The following is a 17,033-nucleotide window of genomic DNA, read 5'->3' on the forward strand; positions in this document are numbered from 1 at the left end:
TAACACATGATTTTTGTCATTTTTGAGGAAATTTTTCTCAAAAACTCACAAAAATACTTCTATCTACAATAAAAATTCTATCTAAATAAGAGAATGCTAGATTTATCAATAGATAGCATGTATTTATTTTCCCTATAATTTCTATTGAAATATTATCCATAATTGGTTTCTACTATATTAACAACCCATAATTTAGATAGAAATTAGTATTGACACTTTTTCTTTAGCCTTTGAATTATGACTTTTATTACATAAAAATGACGAACAAAACATCCGAATGTTAAAAAAGACAATGTTTTTTACAGATTTCCGGAAAATTGATGGATACATTTTTTAAAAGGGATAATTTTAATGATGGAAGGAAAAATAAAATAGAAGGAATAATTGAAAGAATGGAGTAAATAAAATGAACACACCATATTGTTGTCCTAATTGTAAAACGAACAGAAGTCGTTTTAATATTATTGAACAAGTAGTACATTCCGTAAAATTAGATCCGCAAACTGGTGGTATTGTCGAAGAATATACTGCAGATAACTTATCACCTTTTCATATGGGCTATAATGGTCCCAGTTATCGAATACAATGTGCGGCATGTGGATTAGTGGAAGACGAAAAAACGTTTGCTAAATTTGGAGAGCGAAAGTAAGTTTGCAGTTGCATGTATTCAATAGTATATATTTTTGCAAACAAAACTCCCATGGAGACTCAGTTGACCTTGTCTCCATGGGAGTTTTTAGTGAAATAAATCTTTTGCTACAACTACTTTCCATTGTTCAAGTGGTGAGCAGCGCATTAAGGTTAGTATTGCATGTTGCTTAAACGGTTTTTTATTTTTTAGATACAACTGCCATTCTACTTCCACTTGAACCGAATTTTGTTTCATTGTTTCTTCTTCTGTCTTTTTTTCCTTGAGCTGTATTAATTGAATATTTTCTAAAGAAGATAGTTCTTTTTTCCAGTTAAGATTTTGCGCGGAAACATAAGATAAAATGAATTCATCTTGCTCTTTAACACCAGCAATAAAGGACTGTACTAGTTCCATTGCATTTAATTGATTTAAATAGCTTGGCAAAATTCCTGCTGCTTTATATACCATTAACATATGAGAAAGATCCATTTTATCTGTTTTATGAGTTGTGCTGCCAAGAAAATGAATGCAAAAGTGACCGGGAAAATTATTCTTTAATGCACCAGCACCATGAGGCATGCCGTGCATGGATGCAGCAATCCATTGATCATCTATCATTACAATAATAGCCCTCCTTTTCCAACTCCATTTCCCGTTATAAATATCTTTCATAATAGTTGTATCTGTTGGTGTTAACGGTTGAACATCTGCATGCTGGCTGCCAGCTCTTCTTTGTACTTGAAATTCTTTTCCTGTTTCGATATCAATAATTGAAAACTTGCTGTATCTCGGAATGAGGTAGTCTGCAGCTTTCCAATCCAGAAGTTGAAGCTCATAACTAATAGGAGAAAATAGCGTTTGTTGTTCGGCACTTATAGGGTCGTTTATCGTGCTAATGAAAAAAGAACAGAAAAATAACAGCATTATTTTTTTTATCATTTGAACCATCCTTCTTTTAAATCCTAATGAAAGTTTGCCCTTTTTTACAAACGATACTCTAAAGAAAACTTGGTAACAAAATGAAATTGTATACTCCTATTCCTATTCCTCTAATAGACTACAACGCATCTAATTGAGCTTCTATTTCACTCCAATTTATGCTTTCTCCAATAAACACCATGTTTAATGGCATCTTCATATATTCTTTCATAAAAATAGGTGTGCCATAAGAATATTGAAATAACTCTGGATAGTTTGACTGTGAAAAAAGAACATAGCCTTTTATTCTATAGATGGTTTCCGGCAAATTTCTTAAAAAAATGTCAAATTTATCAGCAGCAACCGCACGTTCAAACGTATAAACAAAAGAACTTAATTGCAAACGGGTAATTGTTGTTTTTTCCACTCTGCCATTAATATGTACATCCAATTCCTGTAATTTATGGTAGGGAACTTTGCTATAACTTGTTAAAATCGTAAAAGCTTGTGGATTAATCGACTGAATTTCAAAAGTAAGCGCTGCTTTTTCCTCTTCTTTTAATGTATCTTGTTTATTAATAAGGATTAAATTAGCATGTCGTGCTTGTTCTAAAAGCAATTGTTGGATAACAGGGCTATAACTTTTACGATTTAACCATTGTTTCCCGTCAATTACCGTGATTATTCCTTTAAGCTGCAGTTTGTCTATTAGAATTGGCGATAAAATACTATCCAATGTTTCAACTGGATGTGCTGCCCCTGTTGTTTCTAAATAGATGACATCAGGATTTTCTTCCATTAATAAAGTTTGAAGCTGTGCTTCTAATTTTTCTTGAATGGTACAGCATACACAGCCACCTAAAAGCTCCTTCAAAGGAATATCCTTGTCTACCTCATTGGAATCAATTGATATACTTCCAAATTCATTCATCATAACAGCTACTTTTCTGCCTGCTTCTTTTTCTTTTAATAGCAGCTCTTTTAATAAAGTAGTTTTTCCACTACCTAAAAACCCGGATAAAATGTACATTTCTGTTTTTGTCATTTTAGTTACTCCTTTAATCTGCGTTTTTAAAGGGTGAAAGCCCCCAGCTACTAGGAGAACTGACTATCCTACCTAGCCTATTTACTATAAAAAGCAGGGTGACACATAAATGTATCACCCCACGACGATTACTTTTTCATTTCCTCTTTTAGTACTTCTACCGCTTTTTTCATTTGTGTATCAGACTTTTGGATTTTGTCACGAAGCTCATTCATTAGCCTCACTGTCGTTTCCCCAGTAATTACGCCATTTTCCGTTAATTTCTCTTTTTTCTGGAATTCTATTGTTGCATTTTCAGTACTTTCATCAAAATATCCATTCGTATGATCTACCTTATATCCTAATGCTTTTAACATTTGTTGCGCTGTTTTTACTTCCTCTGAATTGCTGTCTTTTTTCAGTTTAGAATCAGGATTTATGATAGAAAGGCTTGCAAAGCTTGGCAGCTCTACTTTATAAGTTGGCTCAATCCCTTTGCCATGAATCCATGATCCGTTAGGTGTTAACCATTTATCTGTTGTGAATTTCAAATTGCTTCCATCGGATAAATCAGTAGCACGTTGTACTGTTCCTTTCCCAAACGATTTTACACCAACAAGTGGTACATCTGCCGATTGATTTACCGCAGCAGCTAATATCTCAGAAGCACTTGCACTCCCGCCATCAATCATAACAACAAGCGGAATATCTGTACCATTGTTATTTTCTGATACTGCTTTTTCCACTTTGCCATTTCGATGTTCTTCCTGGTAAATAATTTCTCCATTTGGAACAAATAAATTAGCTATTTTTTCTACTTCTGGCAATAAACCGCCTGGATTCTGCCTTAAATCCAGGACAATTCCTTTCATCCCTTTTTCTTGGAATTCATTTAATTTATTAACGAGCTCTACTGAAGTATTTTCAGAAAAACTCGTTATTTGTATTTCTGCAATTCCATCTTTTGTTAGCTTTCCGTAGACTGTTTCAATCGGAATTGTATCACGAACAATGGAAATATCCATCGGTTTTTGAACACCAGCTCTTTCAATTTCCAACTCCACTTTTGTTCCTTTTTTCCCTCTAATTAACAGCACAGCTTCCGAAGAACTCATCCCTTGAAGATTTTTTCCATCAACAGAAATAATTTTATCGTTCGGCTTTAATCCAGCTTTTTCTGCTGGTGACCCTTTGATTGGTGTAACAATCACAATATTGTCATTGCTTTGCTGAATCTCTGCCCCTATTCCTTCAAAAGAAGAAGAAATGCTTTCATGAAAACTTGCAGCTTCTTTCTCATTCATGTAATTAGAATAGGGATCATTTAAGGCAGAAAACATGCCGTCAATGGCTCCATTCACAAGATCCTTTGTATCGACATCTTTATAATAATTCTGTTTTAATGCATCATATGCTGCATATAATTTATTGAATTCGCTTCGATCTGTACCAACATTAACTGCTTTTTCATCACCAAATGATAAAGCTACTGTTGTAATACCAGCTGCTAATATAACTGTAAAAAAGAGAAGCATCACAAAATGAAATGTTTTCATCCTGATAAAACTTGATTCATTTTCTGATGGTTCCTTTACATTTTTTTCGTTTTCCAAATACTTTCACCACTTTCATTGACCAGAAACATTCTATTTGTAGTATTTTTTTTACAACTTATAAAGAAAAGCGGAAACACCTTGACCAGCCCCGAAGAAAATATTCTCTTTGCTCAAAAAGTTGTCATTTACTTTTAAAGCTAACTACAAAAATTAATGCTTTCTTAGCTTTTAAAAAAACGCTCTTTTCGTATAGATTGTTGTTATTTAACCTGCAGTCTGAATACACTTCGCTTTCCGCAGACAAGAGCCGAGCCTCCTCGTCGCATTGCTCCTGTGGGGTCTCGTCTTTCTCGCTTTTCTAAGCAGGAGTCTACGTGTATTCAGACTGCTCAGTGCTTCAGCCGTGTTTATTATTTTATTCAAAAACAACAAACTTTTAGAAAACAGCCTAAATAAAGATTAAAAAACAAATCGGAACTTTTTTGTAAAAAAGTATGAACAAATTATTAATATTTGTTCATACTGGTCACAATCGCTTCTTTATTATATTTTTCTCACTAATTGGAAATATTCTTCTAGTGTCCAACCATTCTCATATATATCTTTTGCTGATTTTTCCCCAACATAACGGAAGTGCCATGGTTCATATTTATAGCCTGTTACTGATTCCTTTCCTTGTGGATATCGTAAAATAAAACCAAAACGATGGGCGTTTTCACTTAACCACTTGCCTTCTTTTGTTTTGCCAAATTCATCTGTTAATAAAAAGTTAGAGCTTTCACTTGAAATATCCATCGCAAGTCCTGTTTGGTGTTCACTGTTTCCTGGATAAGCTACAGCTTGTATCGCCTTTTCTTTGCCTACTTTTTGAACTTCTGCATCATAGAGAACGGTTTGACGATTAAATGATCGATATCCTGAAACAGCATATAAGTTTATGCCAGCCTTTTTTGCTTCCTTAAACATATCTTCCAAACCTTTTGCCGCTTCTTTCCTTAAGTAGCTTTTTTCTATCTTTTCATCTCCAAAAGAAAAAGCAACATTCGGCCTTACTAAATCGTCGGGAGCATATCCATCAGGAAGACCAAATTCTTTATTTACTAATGAAACGGTATTAGTCGGATTTTGTATAATATTTCGTCCATCCACTACCTTTATTTCATTAAAATAAGAAGCTTCCAAAGTCCAAGGAAGTTCTTCCTGCGTTTGTTCCTCTTGTGGAGTTTCTTCTTTTTGAGAATCTTTTTCAGGCTGCTCTGGTGGATTTTCTGTTACATTCGTTTCTTTCTCTTCTGCTTTCTCATGTAAAAATGGAATTTTACTTTGTAATGAATCTAAATTTTTACATCCTGTTAATAGGAAAGCTAAAAGGAAAGTAACTACTGCTATTTTCTTCATTTTTTCACCTTAATTTTTATTAAATTTACATTTAATTACGTTATTTTGAACCATTATTTAATTGCTGCTTCTAACGCCACTTCAATCATGTCATTAAATGTTGTTTGACGTTCTTCAGCTGTTGTTTCTTCTCCTGTTAAAATATGATCGCTTACTGTTAATACAGATAACGCTTTCCGATTATATTTTGCAGCTAATGTATACAATGCAGCTGATTCCATTTCGATTGCTAATATTTGATATTTAGCCCATTTTTCTAATTCTGAATTATCATTATAAAACATATCAGCTGTAAATACATTACCAACTTTTAGGGGAAGGCCTTTTTCCAAACCTGAATCATATGCTTTTTTTAGTAACTCAAAATTTGCGGTTGGTGCAAAGTCAACACCGCCGAATGTTAATCGGTTCATTTGCGAATCGGTAGATGCACTCATTGCCAGAATGACATCACGAACCTTCACATCTTGTTGGATGGCTCCACATGTACCAACACGAATTAAGTTTTGCACATTGTAGCTAGCCATTAATTCATTAATATAAATAGAAATAGACGGAACACCCATACCTGTTCCTTGTACAGAAATTCTTTCTCCTTTATATGTACCTGTATACCCGAACATACTACGAACTTCATTATAGCATGTCGCATTTTCTAAAAAAGTTTCAGCAATATATTTTGCCCTTAAAGGATCCCCTGGCAATAGGACCGTTTCTGCGATTTCATTTTCTTTTGCTCCAATATGTACACTCATTTCTTAAACCTCCATAAATTAAAAAGCAATAGTTCATAATTATAGTATGATGATAATTTATCTACTAATTACTCCCTATTTGTACTATATCACATTCTATTTTTATGATAAACATATTTCATTTTAGGATAATATTACTCCCGGCGGATAAACTAAAGTTAGTTTTCCTTTTGAAGCGGAAAACAGGCTAGGAAAATAAACAGAAAAAAGGGGATATCCATGGGTAAAAAACATCGAAATCGTATAAATTCTCCGAAAAAAAATAATCATATTCCAAAAGAAGCGATTATTACAGAACAAGAAGCGCATGGAAAAGAATTTTCTGCAAACGAAAGAAAGAACTCTTAAAGAATATACTTGGCAACGAGCTTCAGTGGGAGAGAATGCATATCCACTGAAGCTTTACTGATTCCTAAAAATAATCCCTGTTAAAAGCGGTTTTCCGAAGCTTATCGCTCGCTTTCCGCGGACGAACTGGTAAGTCTCCTTGCTCGTACCCGTCTTGTGGGGTCTTTCCAGCCCGTTTTTCCGCAGGAGTTTCGCAAATTTCCTTTCAATCAACATTACCGTTTAACAGAGTCTATAAATAAAACACACTTCATGTCAAATTAAAAAAAATGATTCCTACTATTATTCATTTCCTTTAAAATTAACCTCACTCCCTCTTCAATTTTTGCCACTTCTACATTTGATACATTTAACTTCATAATCTTTTCCTGATGAACCCCTTTTAAATAATTTCTATCTATTGTATCTAATTGAATTTGTTGACTTCTTAAATTTTTAATTAGCTGGGGAACATTCACAGTTTTTGGCAAAATAAGATGTGCCATCATACATATGGAAGCCGGGCGAAGAAAAGTTCCATGCTCTAAATGGTTGGCTGCATACTTTTCAAGCGATTGATAAAGCATATTTGCACGTTCTAAGTAAGAAAGATTCACTTTATTTTTATGGCGTTCAAACATACCACTTTTTATGTAGATTTCTAAAGCTGCTTGAGATATCATCGAACTATCAATATCAGATATTCTTTTATATTGCTGGAAGCTCTCCATTAATAAGTCAGGTAAAACAGCTACCCCTACTCTTAAACCAGGAAAAATAATTTTTGAATAGCTTTTTAAATAAATAACTCTGTTATTTGTATCGTAGGAAAAAATCGGATCTATCTTCACATGTTGTTCGAAGTCCGCTAAATAGTCATCTTCTACAATGTAAACATCGTATTTCGTAGCAAGTTTGACGATTTCTTCTTTTTCTCTTTTGGAATAGGAGGTTCCCAATGGATTGTGAAATCTTGGCATGGTATAAAAAAATTTAATATCCTCTTCTCGAAAAATCCTCTCTAATTCGTCCAAGTTAATACCTCTTGCGGTTCGTTTTATCCCAACTGCTGGAACTCTATGGGCATTTAATTGTTCAATAAATAAGTGGTAGCTTGGCTGCTCGATTAAGATTTTTGTTTTGTTATTTGGAAATGCCAGCATACTCAATATGAAAAGTGCCTGCTGAACACCTGAGGTAATAAATATATTTTCCGTTTTGGTGAACACTTGATATATTTCAAGCTGTTTTTGCACCATTTTAATTAAGGAAGGCAACCCTTTCGGAGTTCCATACACAAACAAATCTTGCTGATACGTATCAATAGCTTTATTTAGACAATGTTGAAAATCTAAATAGGGAAATAGATTCCAATCTGGCGCTGAAGCAGCAAAATCTATCTCTTTTGTCAGAGTATTATTAGATTCAAACCTTTTTTTTACCACATAATATCCACTTTTAGGAACCGAGTACACCATATGTCTTTTTTCTAATTCCTTTAGTGCACTAATTACCGTACTTTTACTGCATTGGTGTCGTTCAGCTAGCGTACGAATAGAGGGAAGTTTTTCTCCTTCCTTTAACTGCCCTGATTGAATCAAAGATTCCAGATCATTTAACAGAGATAAATACTTAAACATAAATTTCTCCTTACCAACTGTACCGGTACAGATTGATTTTATTCATATTGTACACCATTTATACTTTACATAAAATACGGATATCCGGTCAGTTAAAAAAAGGAGGTCCCGAAAAATGTCTGTACAAAAAAAAGCATATGGTGCTGCTCTCTTATATGCTTTCATCATAGGTTTCTCGTTTATGTTCGTGAAAATAGCGTTAACAACAGCAAGTCCTATGGATACGTTAGCTCACAGATTTACCATTGCTTTATTAATCGCTACCATTCCAATTATATTCAGAAAGATCGAAGTAAAGATTACGTGGAAGGATATCCTGCCAATCCTTCCTTTGGCACTTCTCTATCCAACTTTATTTTTTACGTTTCAAGCGTTCGGTCTTGTATATACAACTTCTTCTGAAGCTGGAATTATACTAGCCGCTATTCCAATCTTTACTTTGATTCTTGCAACGTTTTTTCTAAAAGAATATTCCGGCAATATGCAAAAAGCTTCTATCTTTTTATCTGTAGTTGGTGTCATCTTTATTTTCATAATGAATGATTTGAATGTCGAGACCTACAGTTTAAAAGGATCTTTACTCATACTATTATCTGCATTAATGGCAGCTTTGTATAATGTTTTAGCTAGAAAGCTGACAAAAAAGTATTCATTATTTACTTTAACCTATGTCATGACATGCCTAGGATTCATTATGTTTAATGGGATTGCCATTACAAGTCATATAATGGAAAAATCCATAACTAGCTTTTTTTCACCATTCTTAAACATTTATTTCATTGCTTCAATCTTTTATTTAGGCGTTCTGTCATCTCTTTGTACCTCTTTTTTGTCTAATTATGCATTATCAAAAATAGAAGCTTCGAAAATAAGCGTGTTTAGCAACTTAGCAACATTGATCACCATCATTGCTGGTGTGGTTTTCTTACATGAAAAGATACAATACTATCACATCATTGGTGCAACAGTCATTCTTGTTGGCGTTATTGGTACTAATACGCCTGCCTATAAAAGGGCAAACTGACAACAGCCAGCGCGTTTCTTTAAAGAAACTTCCGCTGGCTGGATTAATATTTAATCCTTTTCATAAAGTATTTTGGAGATTCGATATAACCTGGTTTAAAACCTTCAAAACGAAAATATAAAAGAGTGATGCACATGCACATGTTCATCACTCTTCTAAGCTCCTAAATTCGTTAAAAATTCCTTTCAAGGATTGAATATTAAAATTATTCTTCCTCTTTTTGCTGAGAAGCGCTCGCTAGCTTGATAAATACATCGTTCATATTCTTCATCCGATGTTCTATTTTTTTTGCTGCGGCATCAAGCGTAAATCCTTCTTCTAGTAACTCCTGGATTAATAGGATTTTTTTTATATTTAAATAATTATATCTTCGAGTTGTTCCTTCGCCCTCTTTTTCAGACTCTAAAATTCCTTTTTCTTCCCAATATCGGATTTTTCTTGTCGGTACGCCTGTTATCTCAGACACTTCTCCTATGCCGACTACAAGCTTTTTTAACAAGTCAAAATCAAGCAATCCATCTAAATCTTGTTTATCACTCACATCTTTCCCTCCAATATCTATATCACTATTTTACAACAAATGTAGAATCGTTACAAATATTCCACGAAACTTATTGACTTGTTTTGTAATTTAGTTACAATATACGTAAGTAATATACATTAAGGAGGTGGCTTATTTGACGAAAAATCCTGATTATGAGCTGTTTAAAAAAGAATTTCCAGAACAGGCTAGAGTATTTGGTGAATTATTTCAAGCTGTGAGTTGTCATGCATTAGATGAAAAAACGAAGCAATTAGTATATCTCGGTATATTAACGGCAAATCGGTATGCCCCAGCTATACGAGTACATATTACGAAAGCATTAGAAGCAGGAGCAACAGCGGAAGAAATAAAAGAAGCCATGATGTTGGCAATCCCTGCAGGTGGCCTTTGTGATTTTCTTTCTATACTTCCAGAGATGCTGGATGAGCTAAACAAAAATTAGGGAGGTTTTACTTTTGGACGAATTGGCAAGTATTCAACATACAGTGAAGGAACAAAACTACTCATTTATTACAGCTATTTTATTTTGGTGTGGTCTTGTAGTTGTATCAAGTCTTTACCTAACCATTCCGCTACTTTCTATTTTTTCTAATAACTTTGATGTTACGGTTGCAGAAGCTGCTTGGACTAGCAGCGCTTTTTCCTTATTTTATGGCGTAAGTTCCTTATTTTACGGGCCTTTGTCTGATCGTTATGGGCGGAAACAAATTATTATATTAGGCTTAATTGTATTAACAGTTGTTTCTCCTATCTTAGGTTTTTTCGATAATTTATCTGCCTTAATTATCCTTCGAAGCATACAAGGAATTGCAGCGGCAACTTTTGCGCCAGTTGCTATATCTTACATTGTCGAAAGATTCCCTGTTAATAAAAGAGTAACGGCGATTGGATTTGTAAGTTCCAGTTTTTTAATGGCGGGGATTGTTGGGCAGGTTTTTAGCAGTTTAGTTACGCAGTTTTTAGGCTGGCAAAGTGTTTTTTATTGGATTGGGGCAATTTATTTAGCAACAGCAGTCCTTGTTGCTTTTTTCATCCCAAAAGGAGATATTCAAAACAAAAATGGAAATTTGCTCAGCTCTTTTAAACTGATAAGTTCGATCGAAGAGAAAAAAACATTAAGTCTTAGTTATCTCATTACGGTTACGCTGTTACTTGCTTTCGTTGGAATGTATACGGCATTAGGGAGTTATTTAATCGACAATTTTGGATTAAGCAGCCAACAAATTCTTTCCATTCGTTCTGTTGGTATTTTCGGTATGTTATTATCACCGTTTGTAGGGAGGTTCGTTGCCAAATTAGGGATTTATTATGTCCTTCGTGGAGGATTAGCACTTGCCGTTATTGGTCTGTCCTTGCTTGGTATTAGTTCAAATCTTCCTATACTGATCGTCATGAGCATTATCTTTGTCAGCGGTATATCTATTACAGTACCTACTCTTATATCATTAGTGGGGCAAATTAGCGGAAAAGCAGCAGGAATTGGTGTTTCTCTTTACACATTTATTTTATTTATCGGGGCTACGTTAGGACCAAATATTGCCATTACCCTTTTAAAAAGCGGCAGCTATATTTTAACATTTGAATTTCTGGCATTTCTGCTTAGTATTAGTTTGCTTGTTTCATTTATAATGAAAAGTCAACGAACTTAAATTTTTTTATCAGTGAAAAAGAGACTTGTAAGCTTCTCACACGTCTCCAATTAAATTCTTTAAGCATGTTGATCCATGATGGCATATAACTTTTGTTTCAAAACTGGTATTTCTTCGTCTGTAATCGTTACTCTCACAAACCGTTCATCCATATCAAAAGCTTCCGCAAATAACCCTCCTAAACCTCTTGCCTTTTTATCAATTTGAACAAGGATTTCCAGCCTATTTTCCTGAATGGATAAAAGCAATAGTTCTATTTCGTCCAGTCTGCCGTAAAAAGGACTTGTAACCGGCTTGTATTCTAGTTCCTGTAAAAAAGGTAATTGCTTTCTTTCATGAAAGGAAGCTGCTTTGCATCCTACTTCTCTTAATTGAAATCCTAACTCGGAAACTGTATTTAGTAGACTCGATAGCAAATGATTTGCTTTTACTTCCAAATAATCATTGTCAGTAGGATCGATGGCATTTTTTATATCTAATCCAGTTGAAATCCAAACCTTTGTTTTTCCCATTGTAAGAGGGGTATACGGTGATAATACAAATGAAAAAGGAATATTTTTCTGTTCATTTACGCCAATTGTCAGCTGTTTCGCTGCTAAAAAGGAGTCAACAACTGCTGTATCCGTATATTTTTTATCATCCGCTTCTCTTTCAAAGGTTGCATTAACTCGCAAATAAATCTTATCAATGTTTTGTTGTACGTTCCCTCCCTTGATGATAATTTCTCCGTTTACCATACTTCCAGGAGATAATACTTGTTGATGCAATACCGTATCTACTTTTGCTGCCCCAATTCCGACACTTGCTAATGCTTTTTGAAAAAATGACATTCCTATTCCTCCTCTAAATTTATTTGTTGTATAAAAGCTTTTTTTAATTGATGACTATTTTTAAAAGGTTCTTCGATTGTTAAAAGTTTTTTGATGATATGTTTCGCTTCATCTGATATTGGCAGTTCCTCTTGCCAGCTCGTTTCTTTTTTATTATTTTCCGGCTCATAAGTGGAATAAAATAAAAATAATAATATATGGCCAATGCCAGTAAAATCATATTGGAACATAGAATCATCGTTATTTTTACATATAGCAGCCAATCCAAAGTCAATGATGTTAGGACGATTATTTACCATTATTATGTTTGGAATATGTAAATCTCGGTGTGCTATTTCATTGCTGTGTAAATAATCAACCAATTCAAGCAGTTCCAGGCCAAAAAGAAAGGTTTGCTTTTCATTCCATTTATTTTGGTCATCAAATAAGTATTTTTCAAGTGTCTTTCCTTTTTTGAATTCCATTGTAAAATAAGGTATTTTCCCATCGATAAACCCGCTGTCGTAAAATGATGGAAAGCTTTTATGCTCTATTTTTTGCAAGATTTCCTGTTCTTGCTGAAATCTTTGTTGTTCTTTTTTTCGTAATCTTTTATGAAATCTGAGCGTTTTTAAGACAACATCCTCTTTTTTCAAAAAATCATAAACAATATACGTATAGCCATACCCTCCCCTTGCTAAGAAGAATTGTACTTTGTATCGATTATTTAAGATCGTGTTGACTTTAAATGGTTTTTCTATATACTTAAAAAGTTTACTAAGTTTCACTTAACTACTAAAGAAACTTGATGAAGAATGTTTTCTTCTTTTTCCCTTATAATAGTGATGGCCTCTATTCTGGTAATACTTATTTTTATGTGAGTTTCTCCATCGATCGCTGCTAGAAGAAGAATATCTGTAATGACTGCTTTTCCCAAAAATTTGTCTTAAAATTTTTTTTATCATCGTAATTCCCCTTTCTATTTCTTTTTACGTATGGCTTTAAAAAAAGTTTCATCAACATGAAAGATGACGAGAATAATTCTCGTCATCTTTCATGTTTTTATTTCAACTATATAAAAAGTCCTTACTATTCTTCACTTTCCTCATCAATAATACATTTTTCTAATAAATATTCAAAAGTAATGTCAGCTAATTCTTCCATTTCACCCTCGGTAGGAACGAATCCCCTTTTTAATAGCTCACGAAAGAAAAACTCTGCTATTTCCTCTGTATCTATTATTACGTCGATTTCTTTCAAGCTTATCGCCCCCTTTGTAAAGAATATATGTGACATATAAAAAAAAGATGATACTTTTGTACAAATTATCTGATAAATCAAAGTTTTTTTCAAGGAAAAAGAAAAGCGGAAGCGCCTTGTTCAGCCTCGAAGAAAAACTAGACACTCATCTAAGTTTAAAAAACTTATACTTTCTTCCCTTAAAATAGACATGTTTTGTACCTCTTATTCATATGGTTTTATATATACTTTTTAGGGGGATCTATTCGATGAACTATTTCCAGCATATAGTTGCCGTAATAAAAGAAGATGTAAATAAAGATAATAGTCAAATGCTAAGATTATTTCAGTTATGGCTAAATATCCTATTTGCTTTTATTGGCATCGTTAGTTTACCATTCTTTATTGCTTTGTTTTTTCCGTTTTAGAGGATGTTCAAAAAGGCACCAAACTAAAGCTGTGCATCTCTTCGTTGGCTTGCTTCTAATTTGTTACCATTTTGAACACATATTTTAATCATGTTTATATATATTTTTTTCATCCAAACTGCTGATAAGCTTTAACTTTCTTAACGTTAATTTCATCACCTGCTCATACTCTCGATCATGAAATAAATGAAATAAAATTCGATAATCATTATATATGTCTAATAGTCCATCAATTAATGCTTTTTTTTCTTTTGTTCGTTCAAGCAGCTCTTTTTCCGCTGCACGAAAAGAGCTGTTTGTTTTTTGCAGATCAACTGGGCGTTTCTTTTTATCCATAATATACAGTAGACCAAGTTTTTGAATAAAGGTATCGGCATTTTCTGCATCTGCAACTAAGGTTAGTTCCTCTTCCCCTGCTTCTAGCCATTCTCCGTCACTAACTCTTGATAATTCATAAATAATATCTTCCCAAGCGTCTGATTTATAACGCCATATTTCTGTACGAAATCCCATTATTTTAAATAAATTGCTTCCATATCCTTTTACTTTTACTAAGTCGCCAATAAAAAAGCTATATTCTATATCTATTTTCTCCGATTCCATTAATTCTCCATCATATTCTGATAACATTTGCAAACTGGACTCTAAATATAAACCCTCGCTTTTATTTACTTCATATACATGCATATCATCCAACCATTTAACATCCGTGATTTTTCCTACCGTTCCATATAAAATAATAACAACAGTGTCGCCTATTTTAAATTTTGGTTTTTTTCGATTTACCATCGCTTAATAGTCCTCTCTAAACTAGATTGTGAGTTTTAAACCGTACTTGCGGCCGATAAAACCCCCACACTCTTGCTTAAAGATGTTGAACAATTAAGGTGGGGGAAAATGTAAGGATATAACTCCTCTCAATAAGTTCCATCTGTTTTTCATCCTTTGTTTATTCACCCTAAAATTAGATTTCATTTTTATCATTATATGCAAGGAAACAACTTTCGCTAATCGTTCCATCGCTGCATATATACCATTTTTTAATTTCTCTCTTTTCGTATAGATTATTGTTATTTACCCCGCAGCCATGTTTATTATTTTATTCAAAAACAACAAACTTTTAGAAAACAGCCTTAATTTTTTTGAGCTTATCCATTAATTAATTGATTATCAAAATATTTGAAGGATCTCATTTATTAAAATTTATAATCGAAGGAAAGGAATTTGATTTGGAAAGTTTTCTTTATTATATGAGGGTATTTCATACAATATAACGACTACATTTGTAAGTGTAATAAATGAAAAAAAGCCTGCTTTTATTACAAGCAAGGCTTTTTTTCATTTTTCATGCAGAGTTAACCAGAAAATCCCATTAACTTAATCGAAGTATATATTTTTTTCTTCTTGAAACAAATAAGTTTCCCAAGCACGATCAAATATTTGCATACTCATTAAATAATGGCCATTTAATTCTAAGTAGCTGCTTATTTCCTCATAATCCGAACTATTCTTTGGAAAACCATGATCAACGTATGCATTATTTGCAAACTCACTTATATCATCTTTTGGTGAAGGATGACGAAACTTCATTAAAAAATGGTAAAAAGATTTAGACATAACCTTTCATCCTTTATCTAAAATAATATAAACCATACTATACCGAAGATAACAAAGTTCGTCCAGTAGAATAGTCAATAGTTAAATTGAACTCCCCCCACTTAGCAAGCTTGAAGTGGAGGATTCCTAAATCCAAAAAGCCAAAGGAACCTTATCCGCTCAACGAGATAAGTTAGCCATACAAGATGTTAGAAGAGTCTCTTTCGGGACAACCTGGCATACAGTTCTTTCCATGTAAGCAAATGCTTGTAGCTGGTACATCGACTTTCATTTGTATGGAATCGTTTGACACTCCTGTAATGCACCCAAAACCTAGACACGACATATATGCACGCATATATGCTTTTATATCTGCTCCGGTATCGTGAGTAAGTATTTGGTACAAGAGGTTCAAGTTATTTATTTAAGCGAAAACTTTCTTTAATTGTTTTGTTTCTATTTCAGTTAATCGTTGGTGTGTAAATTCAATACCATTAAATGGTTTATTTACATTAAATAATTGATAGAGCATTGTTGTTCGAACATTTAATTTCTTATTTAAGGCAGACCACTGCTTCCAATAAGGTTGTTGATGACGGACGATATGATGACGAAGTACCTGTGGTGCTTTTTCTTTATACCCTAAACCTTTTCGGCCAATGGTATAACTGGCTGCTTGATGAATAGAAATACCAAATTTACGCATATACTTGAGTTTTCCTGTAATGGATGTATAAGCTGGATTCACTTTTAAAACTGCCTCACCCATCTTTTCCGCACGACTTTCAATCGCTTTCGCCATTTTACGATAAGCGAATACACTTTTTAAACGGTTGGTGTTCTTATTTCCGTATACACTCCCCGTTTTAGATAGCGTGGTATCAATGTCTTCCATTACAATTGGTTTATAGCAATATCTACTAAGGCAATAGCTTCTGCTTCAATAGTTTTAATTGATTTACCAGTTGTTTTCCGATGTAATGAAAACTCCAATTTACCACTTTCTAAAAAGTTTCCATCCTTTGATATATTTGTCCACGCAAAGTGATTAACATTACAATCAACTCCAATGACACCATCAGAAGTAGAGAAGTTAACAAATGTCTCTTCTTCTACATCGATTAGGCACTTAATGATGTAATAATTACCGTGATCTTCGATGGACCACGAAATAGGTTTACCGTTCACTTGACTTCGTCCTTAACATTCCTTGAGGTGGGGGTCTTCTCGGTTAAAATAATAAAAGGAAACCTCGACCTTTTAAAATCTATTAATAAATTTATTCTCACTCTATTTTTTTCTTCTCATATTCTTTTTTTTACGATAGGATAAGAATATAAAAAAATTGTCTCCCTTGATTATGCATTTAAACTTACCAATGTAGTATAAAAAATAAAAACGGTGGAATGATGGATGTGTATATCGTTAAAAGATAGGCAATGATTTTTGGACAATTGAAAAACCCTCTACTTTGGAGAATAGCAAGGAACACAAC

Annotated in this window: 20 protein-coding genes; 6 read left to right on the forward strand and 14 right to left on the reverse strand. The window is 33.5% G+C overall.

The window, feature by feature from the left end:
• The first annotated feature begins 406 nt into the window (after positions 1-406).
• Positions 407-649, forward strand: coding sequence for a DNA alkylation repair protein (locus ACTXGU_RS02155; RefSeq protein WP_443479852.1), 243 nt, complete (start codon positions 407-409; stop codon positions 647-649).
• Positions 650-736: 87 nt separating this feature from the next.
• Here the strand turns inward: ACTXGU_RS02155 and ACTXGU_RS02160 are convergent, their stop codons facing one another.
• The 5 genes from ACTXGU_RS02160 to deoD form a co-directional block, all read right to left on the reverse strand.
• The gene (locus tag ACTXGU_RS02160) at positions 737-1,570 is read right to left on the reverse strand and encodes a hypothetical protein (RefSeq protein ID WP_443479853.1); all 834 of its coding nucleotides are present in this window, start codon (positions 1,568-1,570) and stop codon (positions 737-739) included.
• A gap of 118 nt (positions 1,571-1,688) precedes the next feature.
• Positions 1,689-2,594, reverse strand: coding sequence for a CobW family GTP-binding protein (locus ACTXGU_RS02165; protein WP_443479854.1), 906 nt, complete (start codon positions 2,592-2,594; stop codon positions 1,689-1,691).
• 128 nt (positions 2,595-2,722) lie between these two features.
• Positions 2,723-4,186, reverse strand: a complete 1,464-nt coding sequence (locus tag ACTXGU_RS02170; protein ID WP_443479855.1) for a S41 family peptidase — start codon at positions 4,184-4,186, stop codon at positions 2,723-2,725.
• A gap of 486 nt (positions 4,187-4,672) precedes the next feature.
• Complete coding sequence (locus ACTXGU_RS02175) at positions 4,673-5,527, reverse strand: M15 family metallopeptidase (protein WP_443479856.1); 855 nt, start codon at positions 5,525-5,527, stop codon at positions 4,673-4,675.
• A 53-nt stretch (positions 5,528-5,580) separates the two neighbouring features.
• Positions 5,581-6,282, reverse strand: coding sequence for a purine-nucleoside phosphorylase (gene deoD / locus ACTXGU_RS02180; protein WP_443479857.1), 702 nt, complete (start codon positions 6,280-6,282; stop codon positions 5,581-5,583).
• 219 nt (positions 6,283-6,501) lie between these two features.
• On the opposite strand from deoD, the gene ACTXGU_RS02185 reads away from it, so the two are divergent.
• Positions 6,502-6,630, forward strand: coding sequence for a hypothetical protein (locus ACTXGU_RS02185; RefSeq protein WP_443479858.1), 129 nt, complete (start codon positions 6,502-6,504; stop codon positions 6,628-6,630).
• A gap of 260 nt (positions 6,631-6,890) precedes the next feature.
• Here the strand turns inward: ACTXGU_RS02185 and ACTXGU_RS02190 are convergent, their stop codons facing one another.
• Positions 6,891-8,249 (reverse strand): aminotransferase-like domain-containing protein, encoded by a 1,359-nt coding sequence (locus ACTXGU_RS02190; RefSeq protein ID WP_443479859.1) that lies wholly within the window; start codon positions 8,247-8,249, stop codon positions 6,891-6,893.
• 115 nt (positions 8,250-8,364) lie between these two features.
• Here ACTXGU_RS02190 and ACTXGU_RS02195 point away from each other — a divergent pair, with 115 nt between their 5' ends.
• The gene (locus ACTXGU_RS02195; RefSeq protein ID WP_443479860.1) at positions 8,365-9,273 is read left to right on the forward strand and encodes a DMT family transporter; all 909 of its coding nucleotides are present in this window, start codon (positions 8,365-8,367) and stop codon (positions 9,271-9,273) included.
• Positions 9,274-9,478: 205 nt separating this feature from the next.
• Here the strand turns inward: ACTXGU_RS02195 and ACTXGU_RS02200 are convergent, their stop codons facing one another.
• The gene (locus ACTXGU_RS02200) at positions 9,479-9,814 is read right to left on the reverse strand and encodes a MerR family transcriptional regulator (protein ID WP_443479861.1); all 336 of its coding nucleotides are present in this window, start codon (positions 9,812-9,814) and stop codon (positions 9,479-9,481) included.
• A gap of 136 nt (positions 9,815-9,950) precedes the next feature.
• Between ACTXGU_RS02200 and ACTXGU_RS02205 the strand changes: the two genes are divergently transcribed.
• Together ACTXGU_RS02205 and ACTXGU_RS02210 are read left to right on the forward strand one after the other, a co-directional pair.
• Positions 9,951-10,259: a carboxymuconolactone decarboxylase family protein gene (locus tag ACTXGU_RS02205; RefSeq protein ID WP_443479862.1), complete on the forward strand. Its 309-nt coding sequence runs from the start codon at positions 9,951-9,953 to the stop codon at positions 10,257-10,259.
• A 13-nt stretch (positions 10,260-10,272) separates the two neighbouring features.
• On the forward strand, positions 10,273-11,466 hold the full coding sequence (locus ACTXGU_RS02210) for an MFS transporter (protein WP_443479863.1): 1,194 nt from the start codon (positions 10,273-10,275) through the stop codon (positions 11,464-11,466).
• Positions 11,467-11,525: 59 nt separating this feature from the next.
• Here ACTXGU_RS02210 and ACTXGU_RS02215 read toward each other — a convergent pair whose 3' ends face one another.
• From ACTXGU_RS02215 to ACTXGU_RS02225, 3 genes are all read right to left on the reverse strand, one after another.
• A complete protein-coding gene (locus ACTXGU_RS02215) occupies positions 11,526-12,296 on the reverse strand; it encodes a sporulation protein (RefSeq protein WP_443479864.1) in 771 nt (256 codons plus the stop codon).
• A gap of 2 nt (positions 12,297-12,298) precedes the next feature.
• On the reverse strand, positions 12,299-13,063 hold the full coding sequence (locus tag ACTXGU_RS02220; protein WP_443479865.1) for a protein kinase domain-containing protein: 765 nt from the start codon (positions 13,061-13,063) through the stop codon (positions 12,299-12,301).
• Positions 13,064-13,364: 301 nt separating this feature from the next.
• On the reverse strand, positions 13,365-13,535 hold the full coding sequence (locus ACTXGU_RS02225; protein WP_443479866.1) for a YozD family protein: 171 nt from the start codon (positions 13,533-13,535) through the stop codon (positions 13,365-13,367).
• Between the two features lie 248 nt (positions 13,536-13,783).
• Between ACTXGU_RS02225 and ACTXGU_RS02230 the strand changes: the two genes are divergently transcribed.
• Positions 13,784-13,942, forward strand: coding sequence for a hypothetical protein (locus ACTXGU_RS02230; protein ID WP_443479867.1), 159 nt, complete (start codon positions 13,784-13,786; stop codon positions 13,940-13,942).
• Positions 13,943-14,026: 84 nt separating this feature from the next.
• Here the strand turns inward: ACTXGU_RS02230 and ACTXGU_RS02235 are convergent, their stop codons facing one another.
• From ACTXGU_RS02235 to ACTXGU_RS02250, 4 genes are all read right to left on the reverse strand, one after another.
• The gene (locus tag ACTXGU_RS02235) at positions 14,027-14,731 is read right to left on the reverse strand and encodes a hypothetical protein (RefSeq protein ID WP_443479868.1); all 705 of its coding nucleotides are present in this window, start codon (positions 14,729-14,731) and stop codon (positions 14,027-14,029) included.
• 588 nt (positions 14,732-15,319) lie between these two features.
• The gene (locus ACTXGU_RS02240; protein WP_443479869.1) at positions 15,320-15,559 is read right to left on the reverse strand and encodes a YozE family protein; all 240 of its coding nucleotides are present in this window, start codon (positions 15,557-15,559) and stop codon (positions 15,320-15,322) included.
• Between the two features lie 403 nt (positions 15,560-15,962).
• Entirely contained in the window at positions 15,963-16,433 is a 471-nt protein-coding gene (locus ACTXGU_RS02245) for a hypothetical protein (RefSeq protein WP_443479870.1), read from the reverse strand.
• Positions 16,433-16,726: a hypothetical protein gene (locus ACTXGU_RS02250; protein WP_443479871.1), complete on the reverse strand. Its 294-nt coding sequence runs from the start codon at positions 16,724-16,726 to the stop codon at positions 16,433-16,435. Before ACTXGU_RS02250 ends, ACTXGU_RS02245 begins: the two co-directional genes overlap by 1 nt.
• Positions 16,727-17,033: the final 307 nt, after the last annotated feature.

The sequence above is a fragment of the Niallia sp. 01092 genome (genome assembly GCF_052318935.1).
Lineage (GTDB): Bacteria > Bacillota > Bacilli > Bacillales > Cytobacillaceae > Niallia.